Source organism: Rhodobacter capsulatus, assembly GCF_052363175.1.
Taxonomy (GTDB): domain Bacteria; phylum Pseudomonadota; class Alphaproteobacteria; order Rhodobacterales; family Rhodobacteraceae; genus Rhodobacter; species Rhodobacter capsulatus_D.
In genome coordinates this window covers 1699534-1719079 of record NZ_CP198946.1, presented here as the reverse complement: position 1 = coordinate 1719079, position 19546 = coordinate 1699534, and the positions used below count along the sequence as shown (strand labels likewise).

The 19546-nt window shown below is 65.6% G+C and carries 18 protein-coding genes; 7 read left to right on the top strand and 11 right to left on the bottom strand.

Annotated features, from left to right (window positions below; genetic code table 11):
* The first annotated feature begins 81 nt into the window (after positions 1-81).
* Together ACTTAI_RS09460 and ACTTAI_RS09455 are read left to right on the top strand one after the other, a co-directional pair.
* A complete protein-coding gene (locus ACTTAI_RS09460) occupies positions 82-1332 on the top strand; it encodes a peptidoglycan DD-metalloendopeptidase family protein (RefSeq protein ID WP_444455474.1) in 1251 nt (416 codons plus the stop codon).
* Positions 1333-1479: 147 nt separating this feature from the next.
* The gene (locus ACTTAI_RS09455) at positions 1480-3159 is read left to right on the top strand and encodes a putative transporter (RefSeq protein WP_444455473.1); all 1680 of its coding nucleotides are present in this window, start codon (positions 1480-1482) and stop codon (positions 3157-3159) included.
* Positions 3160-3318: 159 nt separating this feature from the next.
* Here ACTTAI_RS09455 and ACTTAI_RS09450 read toward each other — a convergent pair whose 3' ends face one another.
* Genes ACTTAI_RS09450 through tatA form a run of 4 tightly spaced genes read right to left on the bottom strand, consistent with a single transcriptional unit; the run spans position 3319 to position 5665 of the window.
* Positions 3319-4158, bottom strand: a complete 840-nt coding sequence (locus tag ACTTAI_RS09450) for an ATP-binding protein (RefSeq protein ID WP_444455472.1) — start codon at positions 4156-4158, stop codon at positions 3319-3321.
* Positions 4155-4997, bottom strand: coding sequence for a twin-arginine translocase subunit TatC (gene tatC / locus ACTTAI_RS09445; RefSeq protein ID WP_444455471.1), 843 nt, complete (start codon positions 4995-4997; stop codon positions 4155-4157). The genes ACTTAI_RS09450 and tatC overlap by 4 nt, the downstream gene beginning before the upstream one ends.
* Complete coding sequence (gene tatB / locus ACTTAI_RS09440) at positions 4994-5434, bottom strand: Sec-independent protein translocase protein TatB (RefSeq protein ID WP_444455470.1); 441 nt, start codon at positions 5432-5434, stop codon at positions 4994-4996. Before tatB ends, tatC begins: the two co-directional genes overlap by 4 nt.
* A 24-nt stretch (positions 5435-5458) precedes the next feature.
* A complete protein-coding gene (tatA, locus tag ACTTAI_RS09435) occupies positions 5459-5665 on the bottom strand; it encodes a twin-arginine translocase TatA/TatE family subunit (protein WP_444455469.1) in 207 nt (68 codons plus the stop codon).
* A 155-nt stretch (positions 5666-5820) separates the two neighbouring features.
* On the opposite strand from tatA, the gene ACTTAI_RS09430 reads away from it, so the two are divergent.
* From ACTTAI_RS09430 to ACTTAI_RS09420, 3 genes are read left to right on the top strand one after another with little or no spacing between them, the layout of a single operon-like run.
* The gene (locus tag ACTTAI_RS09430; protein WP_444455468.1) at positions 5821-6180 is read left to right on the top strand and encodes a helix-turn-helix transcriptional regulator; all 360 of its coding nucleotides are present in this window, start codon (positions 5821-5823) and stop codon (positions 6178-6180) included.
* Between the two features lie 42 nt (positions 6181-6222).
* The gene (locus ACTTAI_RS09425; RefSeq protein ID WP_444455467.1) at positions 6223-6855 is read left to right on the top strand and encodes a MarC family protein; all 633 of its coding nucleotides are present in this window, start codon (positions 6223-6225) and stop codon (positions 6853-6855) included.
* Positions 6856-6909: 54 nt separating this feature from the next.
* Positions 6910-7485 carry a retropepsin-like aspartic protease family protein gene (locus ACTTAI_RS09420; protein ID WP_444455466.1) on the top strand — a complete coding sequence of 192 codons (576 nt, stop codon included), beginning with the start codon at positions 6910-6912 and terminating at the stop codon, positions 7483-7485.
* Between the two features lie 176 nt (positions 7486-7661).
* On the opposite strand, the gene ACTTAI_RS09415 is transcribed toward ACTTAI_RS09420, so the two are convergent.
* Both ACTTAI_RS09415 and ACTTAI_RS09410 read right to left on the bottom strand, forming a co-directional pair.
* Entirely contained in the window at positions 7662-8630 is a 969-nt protein-coding gene (locus ACTTAI_RS09415) for a magnesium transporter CorA family protein (protein WP_444455465.1), read from the bottom strand.
* 9 nt (positions 8631-8639) lie between these two features.
* Positions 8640-8999, bottom strand: a complete 360-nt coding sequence (locus ACTTAI_RS09410) for a hypothetical protein (protein WP_444455464.1) — start codon at positions 8997-8999, stop codon at positions 8640-8642.
* 84 nt (positions 9000-9083) lie between these two features.
* On the opposite strand from ACTTAI_RS09410, the gene ACTTAI_RS09405 reads away from it, so the two are divergent.
* Positions 9084-9458: an ArsR/SmtB family transcription factor gene (locus ACTTAI_RS09405; RefSeq protein ID WP_444455727.1), complete on the top strand. Its 375-nt coding sequence runs from the start codon at positions 9084-9086 to the stop codon at positions 9456-9458.
* Positions 9459-9991: 533 nt separating this feature from the next.
* Here ACTTAI_RS09405 and ACTTAI_RS09400 read toward each other — a convergent pair.
* Positions 9992-13222: an efflux RND transporter permease subunit gene (locus tag ACTTAI_RS09400; RefSeq protein WP_444455463.1), complete on the bottom strand. Its 3231-nt coding sequence runs from the start codon at positions 13220-13222 to the stop codon at positions 9992-9994.
* Positions 13215-14192 carry an efflux RND transporter periplasmic adaptor subunit gene (locus ACTTAI_RS09395; RefSeq protein WP_444455462.1) on the bottom strand — a complete coding sequence of 326 codons (978 nt, stop codon included), beginning with the start codon at positions 14190-14192 and terminating at the stop codon, positions 13215-13217. The genes ACTTAI_RS09400 and ACTTAI_RS09395 overlap by 8 nt, the downstream gene beginning before the upstream one ends.
* Before the next feature lie 193 nt (positions 14193-14385).
* Here ACTTAI_RS09395 and serS point away from each other — a divergent pair, with 193 nt between their 5' ends.
* Positions 14386-15675 carry a serine--tRNA ligase gene (serS, locus tag ACTTAI_RS09390; RefSeq protein ID WP_444455461.1) on the top strand — a complete coding sequence of 430 codons (1290 nt, stop codon included), beginning with the start codon at positions 14386-14388 and terminating at the stop codon, positions 15673-15675.
* 54 nt (positions 15676-15729) lie between these two features.
* On the opposite strand, the gene ispG is transcribed toward serS, so the two are convergent.
* The 3 genes from ispG to hemA form a co-directional block, all read right to left on the bottom strand.
* Entirely contained in the window at positions 15730-16851 is a 1122-nt protein-coding gene (gene ispG, locus ACTTAI_RS09385; RefSeq protein WP_444455460.1) for a flavodoxin-dependent (E)-4-hydroxy-3-methylbut-2-enyl-diphosphate synthase, read from the bottom strand.
* Positions 16852-16934: 83 nt separating this feature from the next.
* Entirely contained in the window at positions 16935-18155 is a 1221-nt protein-coding gene (locus ACTTAI_RS09380) for a helix-turn-helix domain-containing protein (protein WP_444455459.1), read from the bottom strand.
* A 106-nt stretch (positions 18156-18261) separates the two neighbouring features.
* A complete protein-coding gene (hemA, locus tag ACTTAI_RS09375; RefSeq protein WP_444455458.1) occupies positions 18262-19491 on the bottom strand; it encodes a 5-aminolevulinate synthase in 1230 nt (409 codons plus the stop codon).
* Between the last annotated feature and the right edge of the window lie 55 nt (positions 19492-19546).

The window sequence follows — 19546 nt, the reverse complement described above, 5'->3', positions numbered from 1 at the left end:
ACGACCGACGACGACGCTGCAAGATGACGACGCGAAGACAAAAAGACCGAACGAGCCAAAAAGACTGAACGAGGACGAGCGATGCAAGCCCCCCTTTCCCGCCTGACCCGCGTGCTGATGACCGGCGTCGCGCTGGCCGCTCTGGCTGGCTGCGGCGAGGACGGCAAGTTCGATGCCGACCTGCGCCATTTCGGCAAGACCGGCTTTGACACCACGGATGCCGTGCGTCAGGCCACCGCCGACCGCCCTGCCCCCGATGCGCGCGGCGTGATCTCCTATCCGAATTATCAGGTCGCGGTGGCGCGGCAGGGCGACACGATCGGGTCCGTCGCCTCGCGGCTGGGTCTCGATGCGGCGGAACTCGCGCGCTACAACGCGCTTGAGCCGAACACGCCGCTGGGCAAGGGCGAGGTTCTGGCCTTGCCCAAACGCGTGAGCGAGCCGGTGGGGGGCGTGATCGGCGCTGGCGGTGCAACGACGGGCAGCGAACGGATCGACATCACCTCGCTGGCCTCAAGCGCCATCGACCGCGCCGAGGTCAGCCATCCGGCCCCGAAGACGACGCCCACGACGACGGCCGCCACGCCGCGCCCGGCAACGCCGAGCGTGACACCCGCGGCAAAACCCGCAACCCCGGCGGCAAGCGGAACCGAGCCGGTGCGCCACCGCGTCGCCCGCGGCGAGACCGCCTATTCGATCGCGCGCTACTACAATGTCTCGGCGAAGTCGCTGGCGGAATGGAACGGCCTGCCCGCCGATCTGAGCGTGCGCGAAGGCCAGATGCTGATGATCCCGGTCGCGACCGGGGCGGCGCCGGTGCCCGCCACCGCGACGCTGACCGAACCGGGCGAAGGCTCGCCCACGCCCGAGCCGCCCTCGGCCGCGAAGCCCTTGCCGAAAGAGGTGCCCCCGAAGGCCTCGGCCCCGGTCGACACCTCGGCCGCGCCCAATCTTGGGGCCTCGCGCACGGCCGCGTCGAGCAGTTCGAAATTCGTCATGCCGGTTCCGGGCGCGATCATGCGCCCCTATGCCAAGGGCAAGAACGACGGCGTCGACATCAAGGCCGCCCCCGGCACGGCGGTGAAAGCCGCCGATGCGGGCACGGTGGCGGCGATCACCCAGGACACCGAACATGTGCAGATCCTGGTCATGCGCCACGAGGGCGGGCTCCTGACGGTCTACGCCAATATCGAGGGCATCACCGTGGCCAAGGGCGCCAAGGTCAGCCGCGGCCAGACCATCGCCAAGGTCCATTCCGGCGATCAGGGCTTCCTGCATTTCGAGATCCGCAAAGGCTCCGACTCGGTCGATCCGATGCCCTATCTGGAATAAGCCCGACGCCCGCGGCCAAGGCATAACGGATTGCGCGAAAAGGGGGCTTCTGCCCCCTTTTTCCAACCGGTAACAAGAACTTGACCTCTCGGACGGGGAAGCGCAGTTTCGCCGGGGCGGGGGGAACCCTTGCAGGAGGGGGGGGCCATGGCTCTTTTGGATTTTCTGAACACGATCTCGCCGGTCGGGCTGGCGGCATCGGCCTTGGCACTGGCCGGGGCACTGGGACTTTTACTGGGGGGACTGAACTGGCGCGGCATCGGGCTCGGCATCGGAGGGGTGCTGTTCGCGGGGCTTTTCGTTGGTCACTGGACCTCGGTCGCGGGGCTTCACCTGTCGCCGGAAATGCTTGAATTCGTGCGTGAATTCGGCCTCATCATCTTCGTCTTCACGATCGGCATCCAGGTCGGGCCGGGCTTTTTCGCAACGCTGCAGAAGGCCGGGCTGCAGTTCAACATCATCGCCGCCTCGATCGTCATTCTGGGCGTTCTGACCACCGTCGCGCTGCATTTCATCGCCGGGATCCCGGTTCCGGCGCTGGTCGGGCTGATGTCGGGTGCGGTCACCAACACCCCGGGTCTGGGCGCGGCGACGCAGGTGCTCAAGGACTCGGGCGTGCCTTCCGAGGTGATCTCGGAAGCCTCGCTCGGCTATGCGGTCGCCTATCCGTTCGGCATCCTTGGCATCTTGCTGACGATGATCGCGGTGCGACAGGTGCTGCGCGTGCGCATCGAACGCGAGGAGGCGGATTTCGAGGCCTCCCGCGCCCGCGGCGGCACCAAGGAACTGCCCGCGATCAACGTCGTCGTGCGCAATGCGAACCTTGAGGGGCTGGAGCTGGGCGAGGTGCCCGATCTTTACGATCAGGGTGTGGTGGTGTCGCGACTGAAGCGCGGCGAAGTGCTGATGCATCCGCTGCGCTCGATGGCGCTGCACATGGGCGACGTGCTGCACCTTGTCGGCCCGGCCGAGAAACTGCATGCGATGGTGCTGATCCTGGGCGAAGAGGTCGATGTCTCGATCACCTCGACCAAGGGCACGCAGCTGAGCTGGCAGCGGGTGGCGGTGACCTCGCAACGGGCTCTGGGCAAGCATATCCGCGATCTGGGGCTGGAGGAACGGTCGGTCTCGATCTCGCGGGTGACGCGGGCGGGCACGCAGTTGCCGGTGGAACCGGATCTGGCGGTGCAATTTGGCGACATTCTGACCGTGGTCGGCGCCCCGGGCGATATCGAGGCGGTGAAGCCGCTCTTCGGCGATCAGGTCAAAAGCCTTGAACTCGTGCAGTTCTCGGGCGTGTTCTTCGGGATCTTTCTGGGCGTGCTGCTCGGCTCGATCCCGATCACCTTCCCGGGCCTTCCGGCGCCCCTGAAACTGGGTCTGGCGGGCGGGCCGCTCGTTGCGGCGATCCTGCTCTCGCGGATCGGCTTCCTTGGCCCCTTCGTCTTCTTCATGCCGCCGGTGGCGAACCATGCCCTGCGCGAACTGGGCATCGTGCTGTTCCTGTCCGCGGTCGGGCTGAAGGCGGGCGGTCAGTTCGTCGACACGCTGATCCACGGGCCGGGGCTCACATGGATGATGTATGGCATCGTCATCACGCTGGTGCCGCTGATGATCGTCGGCTTCATCGCGCGCGCGGTCTATCGGGTGAACTACCTGAGCCTCTCGGGCGTGCTCGCGGGCTCGATGACCGACCCGCCCGCGCTCGCCTTTGCCAATGGCATGTCGACCTCGGCCGCGGCCTCGGTCGGCTATGCCTCGGTCTATCCGCTGGTGATGTGCATGCGGATCCTTGCGCCGCAGATCATCGTGCTGCTTCTGATGTGACCGAAGGCCGGGGGGCTCTGCCCCCCGAACCCCCCGGGATATTTCGGGCAAGATAAAGCAAAACGGAAAAGGCGCCCGGTCTCGGACGCCTTTTTCATTTATCTTGCCACAAATATCCCGGGGGGCCGAGGCATCGCCGCGGCGGGGCAGAGCCCCCCCTTACACCGCCAGCCCGTGGCGCCCGGCCAGATCGGTGAAGAACTGCCAAGCGACGCGCCCCGAGCGCGAGCCGCGGGTGCGATACCATTCCACCGCCTCGGCGCGCAGCACCTCCGCGTCGATCACCAGACCATAGGCGGCCACATAGCCCTCGATCATCGCGAAATATTCGTCCTGATCACAGGGATGGAAGCCCAGCCAGAGCCCGAACCGATCCGAGAGCGAGACCTTTTCCTCGACCGCTTCCGAGGGGTTGATCGCCGTCGATCGTTCGTTCTCGATCATGTCGCGCGGCATCAGATGGCGCCGGTTCGAGGTGGCATAGAAGATCACATGCGCCGGGCGCCCCTCGATCCCGCCATCGAGCACGGCCTTCAGCGACTTGTAATGCTGATCGTCGTGGCTGAAGCTGAGGTCATCACAAAAGAGCACGAAGCGCTGATCCGCAGCCGCCCGCAGCAGGTTCAAAAGCCGCCCGACCGAGGGCAGATCCTCGCGCGAAAGCTCGACCAGCTTCAGGCTCAGCCCCTGCCGCAGCACCTCGGCATGGACCGCCTTCACGAGCGAGCTTTTCCCCATGCCGCGCGCGCCCCAGAGAAGGGCATTGTTCGCCGCATGGCCGCGGGCGAATTGGAGCGTGTTCGCCAAAAGCGTATCGCGCGCCCGGTCGATGCCGCGCAACAGCCCCAGATCGACGCGCGAGACCTGCGCGACCGGCACCAGCCGGTCCGGCGCAGCGTGCCACAAAAACGCATCCGCCCCCGCAAACGCGGGGGCAGCTGCGGGCGCGGGGGCGAGGCGCTCAAGCGCCTCGGCAATCCGCGTCATCGGATCGGTCATTCGTCGTCTTCCTCGTCGACCCAGGTGCCTTCGGCACGCATCTTGGCTTCGCGGGTCTTTTCCATCCGGCGCACGAGGAAGATCGAGCCCTCGTAAAGCGGATAGATCACCGCGAACATGATCACCTGCGACATCACATCGGGCGGCGTCACGATCGCCGACACGGTCAGCATCGCCACTACCGCATATTTGCGCACCGAGGCCAGCGCTTCCGCCGAAACGAGCCCCGCCTTGCCCATCAGCGTCAGCGCCACCGGCATCTGGAAGCAGATCCCGAAGGCCATGACGAACTTCGTGGTGAGCTTGAGATATTCCTCCATCGAGCCGGTGAAACCGATCACCGCCATCTTGTTGGCCGGATCGGCCGCCTCGGTTCCGGCGACCACATCGGAAATCTGGAAGCCAAGGAAGAAGCGGAACGCCATCGGCAGGATGATGTAATAGCAAAAGGCCGCGCCCAGGAAGAACATCACTGGCGAGGCGATCAGGAACGGCAGGAAGGCCCGCTTTTCGTTGCGGTAAAGCCCCGGCGCGACGAAGCGCCAAAGCTGGAAGCCGATCATCGGGAAGGCCAGCGCGAAACCGCCCAGCATCGCGATGTTGATCGCGACGAAGAAGCCTTCCTGCAGCTTGATCAGCGACAATTGGCACGCCTGCCCGCGCGAGGCGAGCGCGTCGCAGATCGGATGCGTCAGGAAAGTGAAGATCGGATGCCAGACGATATAGCACAGCACCACCGCCACCACATAGGCGGAGAGCGCATAAAGGATGCGCGTGCGCAGCTCCGCCAGATGCTCGATCAGCGGCGCTGCGGTTTCTTCGATATGATCCGCGGTCATGCCGACCCTCCCGGCCCTTCGGCGCGTTTCACGGCAGGCTTGGCAACCACGTCGGGCTCATGCTCCAGTTCGGCCGCATCCAGATCGGCCGCAAGCTCCGGATCCGGCGTCAGCACGGGGGCTTTCGCCGCCGCAGCCTCTGTCGGCAACTTCGGATCCCATTTCTCGAACCGCTCGGTCGCGCGCTCGAGCGCGTCGATGCCAAGCCCCTTCTTCGTGGTCAGCGATTTCAGATCGCTCAGGCTGTCTGCCGCTTCCTTCACGCCGGTATCGCGCGCCGCCTCTTCCATGGCGGCGGTGAAGTCCCGGCCCAGACGCTTGGCCTTGGCGGTCAACCGCCCCAGCGCCTTAAACATGCGTGGCAGGTCCTGCGGCCCCACCACAATGAGGGCGACGATGCCGATGAGCAAAAGCTCACTCCAGCCGATGTCGAACATGCGTTATCCGCCTTTGGTCAGGGATCAGACCTTGTCCTTGCCCGGGGTCGTCTCGGTGGTCTTCGGCTCGGCCGCGGCCTCCTCGATTTCCTTGGTGCCTTCGCTCACGCCCCTCTTGAAAGCGGTGATGCCCTTGCCCACTTCGCCCATCAGCGAAGAGACCTTGCCACGGCCGAACAGCACCAGCACGACGACGGCGATCAGAAGCAGCTGCCAGGGACCCATCTGCATGTCAATTCTCCTATCCAGGGGTTTGCGCCGATCTTTCCCGCAGCCCGACCGGCTGACAAGGTTCAATCCCGCCGCAGCCCCTGCCCCGCCCCGGGATTACTGACAGTTATTTGTCAGTTGCCCCCGGATATGCGATACCGGGCTCCGGAGGAGCCATGACACGCAACGAAAGGTTCGAGCAGATTCTGATGCTGCTGCGCGACGGCGAGCTGATCCGGGCCCGCGACGTGGCGGCGCGACTCGGGGTCTCCGAGCGCACGATCTGGCGCGACATGGCCACGCTTGTCGATTACGGCGTGCCGATCGAGGGCGAACGCGGCGTGGGCTACATCCTGCGCCGCCCGGTGGCCCTGCCGCCCCTTGTGCTGACCCATGACGAGATGGCGGCGCTGCGCCATCTGCTGCGTCTGGCCGAGGCGCATGTGGACACCCGGATCGGATCGGGCGCCCGCTCGCTGGCCGCAAAGATCCGGGCGGTGATGCCGCCCGACCCCGAGGATGACGCGCCGATCTGAGCCCCACTGGCGCGGCCGGACGCAACAGGATAGGAAGCGGCCATGAGCACGCCCGAATTCATCACCGCCTTCGTCACCCTCTTCGTCGTGGTCGATCCGATCGGCCTCGTGCCGCTGTTCCTTGCGCTGACGCAGGGAATGAGCGCCAGCATGCGCCGTACCATCGGCTTGCGCGCGCTGGTCGTGGCCGCGGTGCTGCTGACGGCTTTCGGGCTTTTTGGCGATGCGCTGCTGAAGGGGATCGGCATTTCGATGCCCGCCTTCCGCATCGCGGGCGGGGTGCTTCTGTTCCTGACCGCGCTCGACATGCTGTTCGAGCGCCGCACCCAGCGCCGCGAGGGGCAATCGGCCGAGCCGCATGCGCCCGACCCTTCTGTCTTCCCGCTCGGCACGCCGCTTCTGGCCGGTCCGGGGGCGATGGCGACGATGATCCTGCTGGCGGGATCGGGCACGGGCGGATTGCATATCGCCGCGGTCATGGCTGTGATGGCGCTGGTGCTGGGCTGCGTCTTCGTGCTGTTCCTGCTTGCAACGCCGCTCGAGCGCGCGCTGGGGCGGACCGGCACGATGGTGGTGACGCGGCTGCTGGGCATGCTGCTCGCTGCGCTCGCGGTGCAGTTCATCCTCGACGGGCTGCGCGGGGCGGGGATCATCGCCCTGCCGCTGGGTGGCTGACCTCGGGGGGTGACAGCGGCGCCTGCGGCCCCTACATCGGGGGCAGGAGGCGTCATGGAACCCGATATCCCCCGCGTGATCTATTATCTGCTGCTGCTTCTTGCGCTCAGCGGCTATCTGGTCGCTTCGCTGCGCCGCCGCCCCGGACAGGCGCTGCAACAGCTGATGATCTGGGCGCTGATCTTTCTGGGCATCGCCGCCGTGGCCGGGATCTGGCCCGATGTACGCTCAGCAATCCTGCCCGCACAGACCGTGAGCGCGTCGGGGCGGATCGAGCTGCCGGTGCAGGCGGACGGGCATTACTATCTGAAAGCCAGGGTGAACGGCGCCGAGATCGACTTCGTCATCGACACCGGCGCCTCGCAGATCGTTCTGACCCGCGCCGATGCGGCACGGGCCGGGATCGACACCGGCAACCTCGCCTATATCGGTAGCGCCTTCACCGCGAATGGCGAAGTGGCCACCGCCCCGGTGCGGCTCGACAGCCTGACGGTCGGCCCCTTCACCGACAGCAACGTCGCGGCCGTGGTGAACCGGGGCGATCTTGATACCTCGCTTCTGGGCATGAGCTACCTCACCCGCTTCGGCAAGGTGCAGTTCGACGACCGCCGCATGACCCTCGAACGCTGAGCCCCGCCGCCGCCCGCGCAAAGGGCGTATTTGAGCCAAGAAAAAAACACGCTCGGCTTTTTCTTGGCCAAAATACGCAAGGGGGTCCGGGGGACATCGTCCCCCGAAAGCGGGGGCCGGGGGGCGGCAGCCCCCCGTTCGTTCCCGGGCGCCCGAGCCGCGCGAGGGCGCAATGCCTAGAGCCAGTCCTTCCATTTGAAGAACGCCCAGGACACCAGCGCCGAGGCCACCATCAACACCAGCGCAAAGGGATAGCCCCAGGGCTGGCTCAGCTCCGGCATATTGGCGAAGTTCATCCCGTAGGACGAGGCGATCAGCGTCGGCGGCAGGAACAGCGCCGTCACCACCGACAGGATCCGCACGGTGTTGTTCTGCGCGAGGTTGATCATGCCGAGCGTCGCGTCGACGGTCAGCGACACCCGCGACGACAGATAATCGTTATGCACGGCGAGCGCGGTGATGTCTCGCATCAGCGCCTTGGCGATCGGGCGCAGCTCGGCGCCTTGCGGATGCGCGGCGAGCGTCTGGTCGTAGAAGGACAGCGCGCGTTCGAGCGTCAGCAACGCCAGCCGGATATGGCCCAGCAGCTCGCCCTGCTTGCCGACCTCACCCAAGGCTGCTTTCAGCTCCACCGAACGCGCCTCTCCCAGAACCCGCGCTGAAACCTGATCCAGCGCCCGCCCCGAGCCCTCGAGCAGGTCGGCCTGCCGGGCGACGATCTCTTCGATCAGGCCCAGAAAGATCCGCTCGGGCGTGCGACAGCCCGCAGTCGTGCGCCCGGCGCGCTCGGGGAAGGTGACGAAGCTGCGCGGCGCGTGGTGGCGCACCGTCACCAATCGCACCCCCGACAGGATGAAGCTGACCGGCCCCGAGATATGCTCGCCCGAGGGCGTGTGACCGGGCAGCACCACCGTCATCACATCCGAGCCCTCCTCGCGGTAGAGCCGGTTCGAGATTTCGATCTCTTCCATGTCGGCGAGCGTCGGCACCTCGATCCCCAGCGCCGCCACGGCCGCCACCTGGCTGTCGAGCGGACGGTAAAGATCGATCCAGAACGCCTGCTCCAGATCGACGCCGATCTCGGTCGGGCTCTGCTGGCCAAGTCGGGCAAGCCCGCGCGGCAATGGTTTGTAGGCGTGCAGCATGGTCCCTCGTCAGGCAGGCACCCGGTCGGGGCGGCTTGGCCTCAGAAAGCAAGCCTCCGCGGCCTCGGTCAAGCCCTTCTGCAGCGCGGTCCCGGGGCCGGACCGGATCTGACGTCGTTTTTCCCAATCCCCGCCCCGCTTGCGCCACATTTGCGCCGCAGGAACGAACGGAACCCACAGAAAGGCAGGGATCACATGGACTTCCCCGGTTTCGATGCGCTCGCGGTTGGCTTCATCCTGTTCGTGGCGCTGCGCGAGGCGGGAGCCCGGTTGCGTCGCCTGCGGTCCCCCCGCCCCGCCGGGCGCGATCCTCTTGAAGCCTGAACAGGTTTCAGGCTGCGCACGACCGCAAGCAGGCAGCCCCTGCATGAAGCTTCTCTCGCTTCACGAACGCAGCCGTGTTATTGCAGTCAGATGCCCTTGATCTGCGACCACGAGGAAGCCGCCTTGGCGATGGATACTGCCCAAGACCCGCACGAAGACTTTGACCCCGAGACCGCCGCCGAGACCGACGAGCGCTGTGCCGCGCTTGACGCCGAGGAGATGGCCACCCGGGCGCGCGCTGCGGCCAACCTTCTGAAGGCGCTCGCCCATGAGGGGCGGCTGATGATCATGTGCTATCTTGCGTCTGGCGAGAAATCGGTGACCGAGCTCGAAACCCGGCTCGAAACCCGGCAGGCGGCGGTCAGCCAGCAACTGGCGCGGCTGCGTCTGGAGGGGCTGGTGCAAAGCCGCCGTGAGGGCAAGACGATCTTCTATTCGCTTGCCGACCCGCGCGCGGCCCGCGTGGTGCAGACCGTCTACGAACAGTTCTGCTCGCAGGACTGATCCGAACGGCGATGGCCGTTTCGAGAGTGCAATGACCCGATCAAAATTCAAAGGCCGATCCCGTCGCCGGGACCGGCCCCCTGTGTCGGACTCATCCGGGTGACTGTCTTGTTCGCCACGTCGCAGGCGGCATCGCCGGGCATTTACCGCGTCTGCGGCCGAGCCGAATCGACTCCCTCACGCCTGCATGAAAAAGCCTCATGCATAGTCTGACGCGCCGTCTTTTCGAGCCATCGAGCTTGTGCAAACCGGTCAGGCATCAGCCTGTTACCGCAGGGCAGCGCCCTTGAACATCAGCGCCGAGACAGAAACCGGATTGAGATTCTTCATATCCATCAAGCCTCCATCATGACATCGCCTGCGTGCGATAAGACTACGTTACGCCTTTGCGCGAGAGTCGGCACAAAAATCGCATGCGACATTCCGTCACATGTCTTTTGGCGGGAATGTCTGAGTGTCGCAGTCAGGAAAGACAAGCGCCCCCGGGCTGCGGGGGCGCTTGTGGAGTTTGTCCGGAGGGTCTTTTCGGGGCCTCAGGTCTTGAAGATCCGATAGATCGCCGGGATCACCAGAACGGTCAGCAGGGTCGAGCTGAGCAGCCCGAAGAGCAGCGAAATGGCGAGCCCCTGAAAGATCGGATCGAACAGGATCACCGCCGCCCCGATCATCGCCGCCACAGCGGTGAGCAGGATCGGCTTGAAGCGGATCGCCCCGGCTTCGATCAGGATCTCGATCTCGGTCTTGCCGGTGCGATCCGCATGGCGGATGAAATCGACGAGCAGGATCGAGTTGCGCACGATGATCCCCGCCAGCGCGATGAAACCGATCATCGAGGTGGCGGAAAACGGCGCCGAAAACATCATGTGACCCAGCATGATGCCCAGAAAGGTCAGCGGCACCGGCGTCAGCACGACGAGCGGCAAGCGGAAGCTGCCGAACTGCGCCACGACAAGGATGTAGATGCCGACAAGCGCGATGCCGAAGGCCCCGCCCATGTCACGGAAGGTCACCCAGGTCACCTCCCACTCGCCATCCCACAAGAGCGTGACATGGCTTTCATCCTCGGGCTGGCCATGCAGGCTGATCTCGGGCTTGGTGCCCGGCGCCCAATCCATCTTCTCGATCGCATCATCGACGGCGAGCATGCCGTAAAGCGGCGCCTCGAAGCTGCCCGCCAGTTCCGCCGTCACCATCTCGGCCTCGCGGCCGTTGTGACGGAAGATCGGGAAGCTGGTCAGTTCGGGTTTCACCGTGACGACATCGCCGAGTTCAACCACGCCGCGCGCGCCGGGCAGAACGTTGGCGGGAATGGGGGTGGAGAGCGTCGCCGCATCCATCACCTTTTCGCCCTTCGCCCGCTCCATCACGATCGGCAGCGGCATCCGCTCTTGTCCGCGATGCGAATAGCCGACCGTGGTCTGCCCGTTCAAGAGCCCGAGCGTGTCGAAGACATCGCTTTCCTCGACCGAGTAGAATTCGAGATTGTCCGGGTCGATGGTCGCGCGCAGCCGCCGCGCCTGTTGCCCGAAACTCGTGTCCACATCGACGATGAAGGGCACCGAGCGGAAGGCCTGCTCGATCTGCCCCGCCGCCGCGCGCCGGGTCTCGGCATCGGGCCCGTAGACCTCGGCCAGCAGCGTCGCGATCACCGGCGGCCCGGGCGGCGGCTCCACCGTCTTCAGCACCGTGCCCGCGGGCATCGCCAGCTTCGTCACGATCTGACGGACCTCAAGCGCGATCTCGTGGCTGGTGCGGTCGCGCGCATCCTTGCCCGCCAGATTGATCTGCACGTCGCCCTCCCACGGGCGGCCGCGCAGATAGTAGTGGCGCACCAGCCCGTTGAAGTTGAAGGGCGAGGCCGTGCCCGCATGGGTCTGCACCGAGATCACCTCGGGCAGCCGCGTCACCGCCGCCGCCACCTGCTGCGCGACGGCATCGGTGGCCTCGACCGAGGAGCCCTCGGGCAGGTCGATCACCACGCTCAGTTCGGATTTGTTGTCGAAGGGGAGAAGCTTGACCGTGACATCCTTGGTGTAAAGGAGGCCGAGCGAGCCGAAGGACAGCACGATCGTCGCCAGCAGGAACATCCAGGCAGAACGCTTCGTGGCCAGCAGCGGCTGCGCGACGCGGGCATAGATCGCGCCCAGCTTGCCGCCATGGGCATGGGCATCGGCATGGGCCATCGCCTCATGCGCCGACATGTCGGCGCGGCCCGCGATCTTCACCATCAGCCAGGGCGTGATGATCACCGCGACAAAGAACGAAAACACCATCGCCGCAGAGGCGACCGAGGGGATGGGCGACATGTAAGGCCCCATCAGCCCGGCGACGGCCAGCATCGGCAGAAGCGCCGCGACCACGGTCAGCGTGGCGACGATGGTCGGGTTGCCGACCTCGGCCACCGCCTCGATCGCCTTCCTGACCCGCGATCCCGGCCCCGGCATCGCCCAGTGCCGCGCGATATTCTCGATCACCACGATCGCGTCATCGACCAGAATGCCGATCGAGAAGATCAGCGCGAACAGGCTCACCCGGTTCAGCGTGAAGCCCATCGCATTGGCGGCAAAGAGCGTGAGCAGGATCGTCACCGGAATGACGATGGCGACGACGATGCTTTCGCGCCAGCCGATGGCAAAGAACACCAGCGCGATGATCGAGATCGTCGCAAGGCCAAGGTGGAACAGCAGTTCATTGGCCTTTTCATTCGCCGTCTCGCCATAGTCGCGGGTGAACTGCACCTGCACGCTGTCGGGGATCAAGCTGGTTTCCAGCTCGGCAAGCCGCTCGTGGATTTTTTCGCCCACGATCACCGCATTCGCGCCCGCCCGCTTGGCAATGGCCAACGTCACTGCGGGGGTGCGGTTGAGACTGTCGCCGTCACGGGTGACATTCGAGACGATCTGTTCCGACGTATCGGGCACATAGGACACATCCGCCACATCGGCGACATAGACCGGCCGCCCATCGCGCGCGGTCAGCAAAAGCCCCGCGATCTCGGCCGGTGCCGTCAGCGTCTTGCCCGCCACAAGGTCGATCTGCTCGCCACCATCGCGCAGCTTGCCGGTGTTGAAACTGCGGTTCGCCTGCTCGACCTTGTTCGAGAGCTGCTGCAGCGTGATGCCATAAAGCGCCAGCCGCTCCGGGTCAGGCGAGATGCGGATTTCCTCATGCGCCTCGCCGACGATATAGGTCAGACCGACGTTTTCGATCTTCGTCACCTCGGTCTGCAGTTCGCGCGCAATCCGGGTCAGATCGCCCGCGCCGATCTGCCCCCCGGGCTTGGCCGAGAGCGTCAGCGACATGATCGCCACATCGTCGATGCCACGCCCGACGATGATCGGCTCGGGGATGCCCTTGGGGATGCGGTCGAGGTTCGCCTTGACCTTTTCATGCACGCGCAGGATCGCCGCATCCGACGAGGTGCCGACGATGAACCGCGCCATCACCAGCGAACTGTCGTCATTCGTCTGGCTGTAGACATGTTCCACCTCGTTGATCGAGGTGATGATCGTCTCCATCGGCTCGGTGACGAGCTTCATCGCGTCTTCGGCCTTCAGGCCGGGGGCCTGCAGGTGGATATCGACCATCGGCACGGAAATCTGGGGTTCTTCCTCGCGCGGCAGCGCGCCAAGCGCCACCAGCCCGACGGCAAGCGCCGCCATGACGAACAAGGGCGTCAGCGCCGAGCCGATGAAGCTTTTCGTCAGCCGCCCGGCAAGGCCTAGGCCCGCCGTCGGCAGATCGTCCTGATGCGGGTCACTCATCGCCGACCACCTCTTCGCCGCCCGAGAGCCCCGAGACGATCTCGACCATCTCGACGCCGTCGATGCTTTGCTTCGGACCGGGCACCACCGTGCGCTCGGTCACGGCCTCGCCGTCGCGCAGCCGCAACAAATCAAGGCCCGAGCGGGTATGCAAAAGGTTCGCGGGCACCATGAAGGCTTGGCGGCGCGCCAGCGGCAGTTTCACCAGCACCCGCTCGCCCACGAAATCGGATTTCAGATCAGGCACTTCCACATCGGCATTGACGCGGCCACCCTCGATCAGCGGATAGACCTTGGCCAGCTTGCCACGGATCGCGCCGCTCGCCGCCTCGATCGCGATGGCGTCGCCTTCGTGCAGCGTCGCCGCAAACCGCTCGGGCACCGAGAGGCGCAGGAACACCCCGCCACCGCCCACCGTCGCCACGGTCTCGCCCGCCATCACCACGGCGCCGCGCGCCACCGGCACATCGAGCACACGGCCCGCGATCGGCGCCAGCACCGCCCCCTCGGTCGCGGCCTGCTCCGTCACCTGCCGCGAGGCCTTTTGCGCCTCGATCTGTTGCTCCAGCACGCTGACCTGCGTTTTCAGCGCGTCATAGGCCTGCGCCGTCATCACCCCGCGCGCCCGCAGCGCCTCGGCCCGGTTCAGATCGCTTTTCGCATTCGAAAGCTGGCTGTCGAGCGCCGCGATCTGCGCATCGATGGCGTTGATCTGAAAGGCGATCTTCGCATCGACGACCTTGCCGAGCTCCTGCCCCGCCGCGACCACGTCCCCCTCGGAGACGCCAAGCGACACCAACGTGCCCCCAAGCCGCGCCCGCGCCGGTATCATGTCCTTCGCCTCGATCTGGCCATAAACGGTCTTCCAGTCGGTGACCTCGGTCGGCGCCACCTTGAAGGGACCCTCGGCAAGGGCCAGTCGCGGCAGCCCCAGCGCGCAAAGCGCCAGAACCCAGACGATAGCTTTCATTGCGGCATCTCCCTTTTGGCGATCGGTTGATCCCTTTTACATTCCGTGATTTGAATATGTCAAACCGTAAATCAGGATAAACAGGACAGGCAACGCCCCGAAGCGCCAACGTCACATCCGGGCCGCAGCCGGGGCTTTTCTCGGGTCGCAATTGTGCTAAACGCGGGGGCAACCCCGATCACAGGTGAGCCCCATGCACGACATCCGCGCGATCCGCGAAAACCCCGCTCAATTCGATGCCGATCTGGCCCGCCGCGGGCTGGCACCGCTGTCGGCCGAGGTGCTCTCGCTTGACGAGCGGCGCCGCGCCGCGATCCTGGCGGCCGAGACCGCGCAGGCGGCGCAGAATGCCGCCGCGAAAGAGGTCGGCGCCGCCAAGGCCAAGGGCGACGAGGCCGAATTCGAACGGCTGCGTGCGCTGGTGGCGGAAAAGAAATCCGAAGTCGCGGCGATGCAGGCCGAGGCCGGGCGGCTTGATGCCGAGCTGCGCGACAAGCTGATGTGGATCCCGAACAATCCGCTTGCCGAAGTGCCGCAAGGCGCGGACGAGGCGGGCAATGTCGAGGTGAAGCGCTGGGGCGATATCCCGAGCTTCACCTTCAAACCCGTTGAACATTATCAGCTTTCCGCCGTGGGCAAAGCGATGGATTTCGAGACGGCGGCGAAGCTTTCGGGCGCCCGCTTCGTCGTGCTGCGCGGCGGCGTCGCCCGCGTGCACCGGGCGCTGGCGCAATTCATGATCGATCTGCATGTCGACAAGCACGGCCTGACCGAGGCAATCACCCCGGTTCTGGTGCGCGCCGAAACCATGCTCGGCACCGGGCAGCTGCCGAAATTCGCCGAGGACAGCTACGAGACCACGAACGGCTGGTGGATGATCCCGACGGCGGAAGTCACGCTGACCAATTTCATCGCGGGCGAGATCTGGGACGAGGCCGCCCTGCCCTGCCGGATGACCGCGCATACGAATTGCTTCCGCTCGGAAGCGGGCTCGGCGGGCAAGGACACCGCGGGGATGCTGCGCCAGCACCAGTTCGAAAAGGTCGAAATGGTGACGATCTGCCGCCCCGAAGACGCGATTGCGGAACACGAGCGGATGACCGGCTGCGCCGAGGCGGTTCTGGAAGCGCTCGGCCTGCCCTATCGCCGCATCGTGCTGTGCACCGGCGACATGGGCTTTGGCTCGCAAAAGACCTACGACCTTGAAGTGTGGCTGCCGGGGCAGAACACCTTCCGCGAAATCTCCTCGGTCTCGACCTGCGGGCAATTCCAGGCGCGGCGGATGAACGGGCGCTACAAACCCGCGGCGGGCGGCAAGCCCGAATTCGTCGCGACGCTGAACGGCTCGGGTCTGGCGGTCGGGCGCTGCCTGATCGCGGTGCTGGAGAACGGTCAGGAAGCCGATGGCTCGGTCACCCTGCCCGCCGTGCTGCACCCCTATCTGGGCGGCAAGACCCGTCTCGTCGACGGCGCGCTGGTCTGAAACGCAACGGCGCGCCCCTTTCGGGACGCGCCGTGAAATCCGCCCGGGCGGGAGTTATTCCGCCGCCTGCTCCTCGGCCGCGATCTGCGCCGCACGATCTTCGACCATCCGCACGATCTCGTCGATCATCTGATCGTTCGACAGCCGATGGCTTTGCTTGCCCGCCAGATAGACCATGCCCGAGCCCGCGCCGCCGCCGGTGAAACCGATATCGGTCATCAGCGCCTCGCCGGGGCCGTTCACCACGCAACCGATGATCGACAGGCTCATCGGCGTCTTGATGTGCTCAAGCCGACGCTCCAGCGCGTCCACCGTCTTGATCACGTCGAAACCCTGCCGCGCGCAGCTGGGGCAGGAGATGATCTGCACGCCACGGGTGCGCAGGCCGAGCGATTTCAGGATCTCGTAGCCGACCTTCACCTCTTCGACCGGATCGGCCGAAAGGCTGACGCGGATCGTGTCGCCGATCCCCGCCCAAAGCAGGTTGCCAAGGCCGACCGCCGATTTCACCGTGCCCGCCATCAGCCCACCGGCTTCGGTGATGCCCAGATGGATCGGCGCATCGGTGGCCTCGGCCAGCGCCGTATAGGCGGCGGCGGCCAGGAAGACGTCCGACGCCTTCACCGAAATCTTGAATTCGTGGAAATCGTTGTCCTGCAGGATCTTGATGTGATCCATGCCGCTTTCCAACATCGCCTCCGGGCAGGGCTCGCCATATTTGTCGAGCAAGTGCTTTTCCAGCGAGCCCGCATTCACCCCGATCCGCATCGAGCAACCGTGGTCCTTGGCGGCCTTGATCACCTCGCGCACGCGGCTTTCATCGCCGATGTTGCCGGGGTTGATGCGCAGACAGGCCGCGCCCGCCTCGGCCGCCTCGATGGCGCGCTTGTAGTGGAAATGGATGTCGGCCACGATCGGCACCGGGCTTTCGCGGCAGATTTCCTTCAGCGCGCGGGTCGCGTCTTCATCGGGCACCGAGACGCGGACGATATCGGCGCCGACATCGGCGGCGCGCAGCACCTGCCCCAGCGTCGCCTTGACGTCCGAGGTGATGGTGTTGGTCATCGTCTGCACCGAGATCGGCGCATCGCCGCCCACCGGCACCTTGCCGACCCAGATCTTGCGCGAGGGACGGCGGGTGATGTTCCGCCACGGACGATGGGGATTGAGCGACATGGGAAGGCCTCCGGATTGCTGCCCCAGAAATAGGACAGCCGCCGCCCAAGGGCAACGGCCGCTTTGTCGCGTTCGAAAGACTGTTACTGCTCGGGCGTCGCGGCCCCGGGCACGACCGAAGAGGCATCGGCCACCGCGACCAGCTTCGCCAGATCGCCATCGGCCGACATGTCGGCGACAGCATATTTGGCGTCCAGCGATTGCGCCGACAGCTCGACGTTCTTCGTCACTGCGCCTTTCGAGCCCACAGGCCCGTGCGCGACGCCATTGACGGCAAAATAGATCGCGCCCGATTCCCCGGTGCGCAGTTTCGGCGGTTCTTCCAGTTTCGGCACGGCGAAGCGCTCGCCCGCATCCATCACCTTCTCGAAGATCACCGAGCCATCGGCGGCGGTGATCCGCACCCAGGACGGACGCACGGCCAGAACCTCGACCTCGGGGGCCGCGGCGCCAAGGGCATGCACGACCGGCACCTGACCGGGTTCAGCGGCCGTGGCCCCGGCATCGGCCAGCATCATCGGCGCGGTTTCGGTCATCGCCTGCGCCTGACCGGGCAGGACGCCCGCCTCGCGCGGGTCGATCGCAGCGATCGGGCCATCCCGCGCGATCAGCACTGGGGTTTCCAGCGCGGCGGGACGATAAAGACGGTCGAAGGCTTCCTCGGTCGCGGCGCTCGGCGGCAGGTCGGAGGCCTCGGCGGTCTGCACCGGGGTCACCGATTGCAGCGGGTCGATCTCGGCCACGACGCCCGGGGCCTGATCGACCGGCGTCAGCTGCACGCGCTGCACTTCCTGCAGCACCGACCAGGCGCCATAACCAATGCCGCCCGCGACCATCACGACGACGGCGAGCGAGCCCACGGCGCGCGGATCGATCTTGGTCCAGATCGGCGCCTGTTTCGGAATGAAGGAAGCATTCGGATTGGCCAGCGATGAGGCCAGATCGGCCGTGCGACGCGGCGCCTTGGGGCCCGAGGCGGCGGCAGCCAGACCATGCGTGGGGGTGAAGCCCGATTCCTTGCAGAAGCGTTCAAAGGCCCAGTCGGGATCAAGCCCCAGATAGCGCGCATAGGAGCGCACGAAGCCCGCGATGAAGGACGGACTTTCGAAAGCGCTGGGGTCGCAATTCTCGATGGCGGCGATATAGACCGCCTTGATGCGCAGCTCGCGCTGCACATCAAGAAGCGATTTTGACAGGGTCGCACGTTCGCCGCGAAGCATGTCGCCAAGCTTCATGTCGAAGTCGTCGAAGCCTTTTTGCGCGGCCTCAACCTGCGTCGAAGGTTTGACCTTCCACCTGATCATCTGCCTGTCCCGCCCTCGGTGTGGTTTGTCCGATTCGAACCTTGCGGTCCCGAATTCTTGACGAATCCCTAGCATAAAGCCGAGGGCGGTGCATCCGCAGAATGCCTCAGGCAGAGGCCTCGGCGCGATTCAGCGCACACCGGGCCCAGAGCAGATCCATGGCATGAACCAGCCCGTCGATCTGCTTCAGATCATGCACCGGCGAGGGCGTGAAGCGCAGACGCTCGGTCCCGCGCGGCACCGTCGGGAAGTTGATCGGCTGCACGTAAACGCCGTAATCCGACAGGAGCATGTCCGACACCGCCTTGGTGTGCACGGGGTCGCCGATGACCACCGGAACGATGTGGCTGCCGTGGTCGATGATCGGCATGCCGAGCGCTTTCAGGCGCATCTTCAGGATCTTCGCATGCAGCTGTTGCGCGTCGCGCAGCTTCTGCCCTTCGGCGGTTTTCAGGAAGGCGATCGAGGCCTGCGCGCCCGCGGCGATCGCCGGCGGCAGCGAGGTCGAGAAGATGAACCCCGGCGCATAGGAGCGCACGGCATCGACCATCTTCGCCGAAGCGGCGATATAGCCGCCGAAGACGCCGTAGGCTTTCGCCAGCGTGCCGTTGAAGATGTCGATGCGGTCCATCAGACCGTCCCGCTCGGCCACGCCCGCACCGCGGGGGCCATACATGCCGACGGCGTGCACTTCGTCGATATAGGTCAGCGCGCCGAATTCATCGGCGACGTCGCAGATTTCCTTGATCGGGCCGAAGTCGCCATCCATCGAGTAAACCGATTCGAAGGCGATCAGTTTCGGCGCGGCCGGATCGTCGGCGGCAATGAGTTCGCGCAGGTGGGCGACGTCATTGTGACGGAAGATCCGTTTCGGCCCGGCATTGCGCTTGATCCCCTCGATCATCGAGGCGTGGTTCAGGCTGTCGGAATAGATGATCAGGCCGGGGAAAAGCACGCGCAGGGTGCTCAGCGTGGCATCGTTGGCGATATAGGCCGACGAGAAGACGAGCGCGGCTTCCTTGCCGTGCAGATCGGCGATCTCGGCTTCCAGACGGCGGTGATAGGCCGTGGTGCCCGAGATGTTGCGAGTGCCGCCCGAACCGGCCCCAACCGCTTCCAGCGCTTCATGCATCGCGGCCAGAACGACCGGGTGCTGACCCATGCCCAGATAGTCGTTGCCGCACCACACGGTGATGTCTTGCTTGCCGCCATCGGGACGGTTCCACTGCGCCTTGGGGAAGGCGCCCTTCTCGCGTTCGATGTCGATGAACGTGCGATAACGTCCCTCGTCGTGAAGCTTCTGGATCGCTTTGTCGAGCGCGAGATTGTAGTCCATGTCTGTCACCCCTGGCTTTTAGCACTTGGTTGTGGATCGCCGGGTCGGCTCATCG

Bases quoted from the DNA above. Each gene is read 5' to 3' on its own strand.
- ACTTAI_RS09460 (WP_444455474.1), top strand. From the start codon at position 82: ATGCAAGCCCCCCTTTCCCGCCTGACCCGCGTGCTGATGACCGGCGTC.
- ACTTAI_RS09455 (WP_444455473.1), top strand. From the start codon at position 1,480: ATGGCTCTTTTGGATTTTCTGAACACGATCTCGCCGGTCGGGCTGGCG.
- ACTTAI_RS09450 (WP_444455472.1), bottom strand. From the start codon at position 4,158: ATGACCGATCCGATGACGCGGATTGCCGAGGCGCTTGAGCGCCTCGCC.
- tatC (WP_444455471.1), bottom strand. From the start codon at position 4,997: ATGACCGCGGATCATATCGAAGAAACCGCAGCGCCGCTGATCGAGCAT.
- tatB (WP_444455470.1), bottom strand. From the start codon at position 5,434: ATGTTCGACATCGGCTGGAGTGAGCTTTTGCTCATCGGCATCGTCGCC.
- tatA (WP_444455469.1), bottom strand. From the start codon at position 5,665: ATGCAGATGGGTCCCTGGCAGCTGCTTCTGATCGCCGTCGTCGTGCTG.
- ACTTAI_RS09430 (WP_444455468.1), top strand. From the start codon at position 5,821: ATGACACGCAACGAAAGGTTCGAGCAGATTCTGATGCTGCTGCGCGAC.
- ACTTAI_RS09425 (WP_444455467.1), top strand. From the start codon at position 6,223: ATGAGCACGCCCGAATTCATCACCGCCTTCGTCACCCTCTTCGTCGTG.
- ACTTAI_RS09420 (WP_444455466.1), top strand. From the start codon at position 6,910: ATGGAACCCGATATCCCCCGCGTGATCTATTATCTGCTGCTGCTTCTT.
- ACTTAI_RS09415 (WP_444455465.1), bottom strand. From the start codon at position 8,630: ATGCTGCACGCCTACAAACCATTGCCGCGCGGGCTTGCCCGACTTGGC.
- ACTTAI_RS09410 (WP_444455464.1), bottom strand. From the start codon at position 8,999: ATGCAGGGGCTGCCTGCTTGCGGTCGTGCGCAGCCTGAAACCTGTTCA.
- ACTTAI_RS09405 (WP_444455727.1), top strand. From the start codon at position 9,084: ATGGATACTGCCCAAGACCCGCACGAAGACTTTGACCCCGAGACCGCC.
- ACTTAI_RS09400 (WP_444455463.1), bottom strand. From the start codon at position 13,222: ATGAGTGACCCGCATCAGGACGATCTGCCGACGGCGGGCCTAGGCCTT.
- ACTTAI_RS09395 (WP_444455462.1), bottom strand. From the start codon at position 14,192: ATGAAAGCTATCGTCTGGGTTCTGGCGCTTTGCGCGCTGGGGCTGCCG.
- serS (WP_444455461.1), top strand. From the start codon at position 14,386: ATGCACGACATCCGCGCGATCCGCGAAAACCCCGCTCAATTCGATGCC.
- ispG (WP_444455460.1), bottom strand. From the start codon at position 16,851: ATGTCGCTCAATCCCCATCGTCCGTGGCGGAACATCACCCGCCGTCCC.
- ACTTAI_RS09380 (WP_444455459.1), bottom strand. From the start codon at position 18,155: ATGATCAGGTGGAAGGTCAAACCTTCGACGCAGGTTGAGGCCGCGCAA.
- hemA (WP_444455458.1), bottom strand. From the start codon at position 19,491: ATGGACTACAATCTCGCGCTCGACAAAGCGATCCAGAAGCTTCACGAC.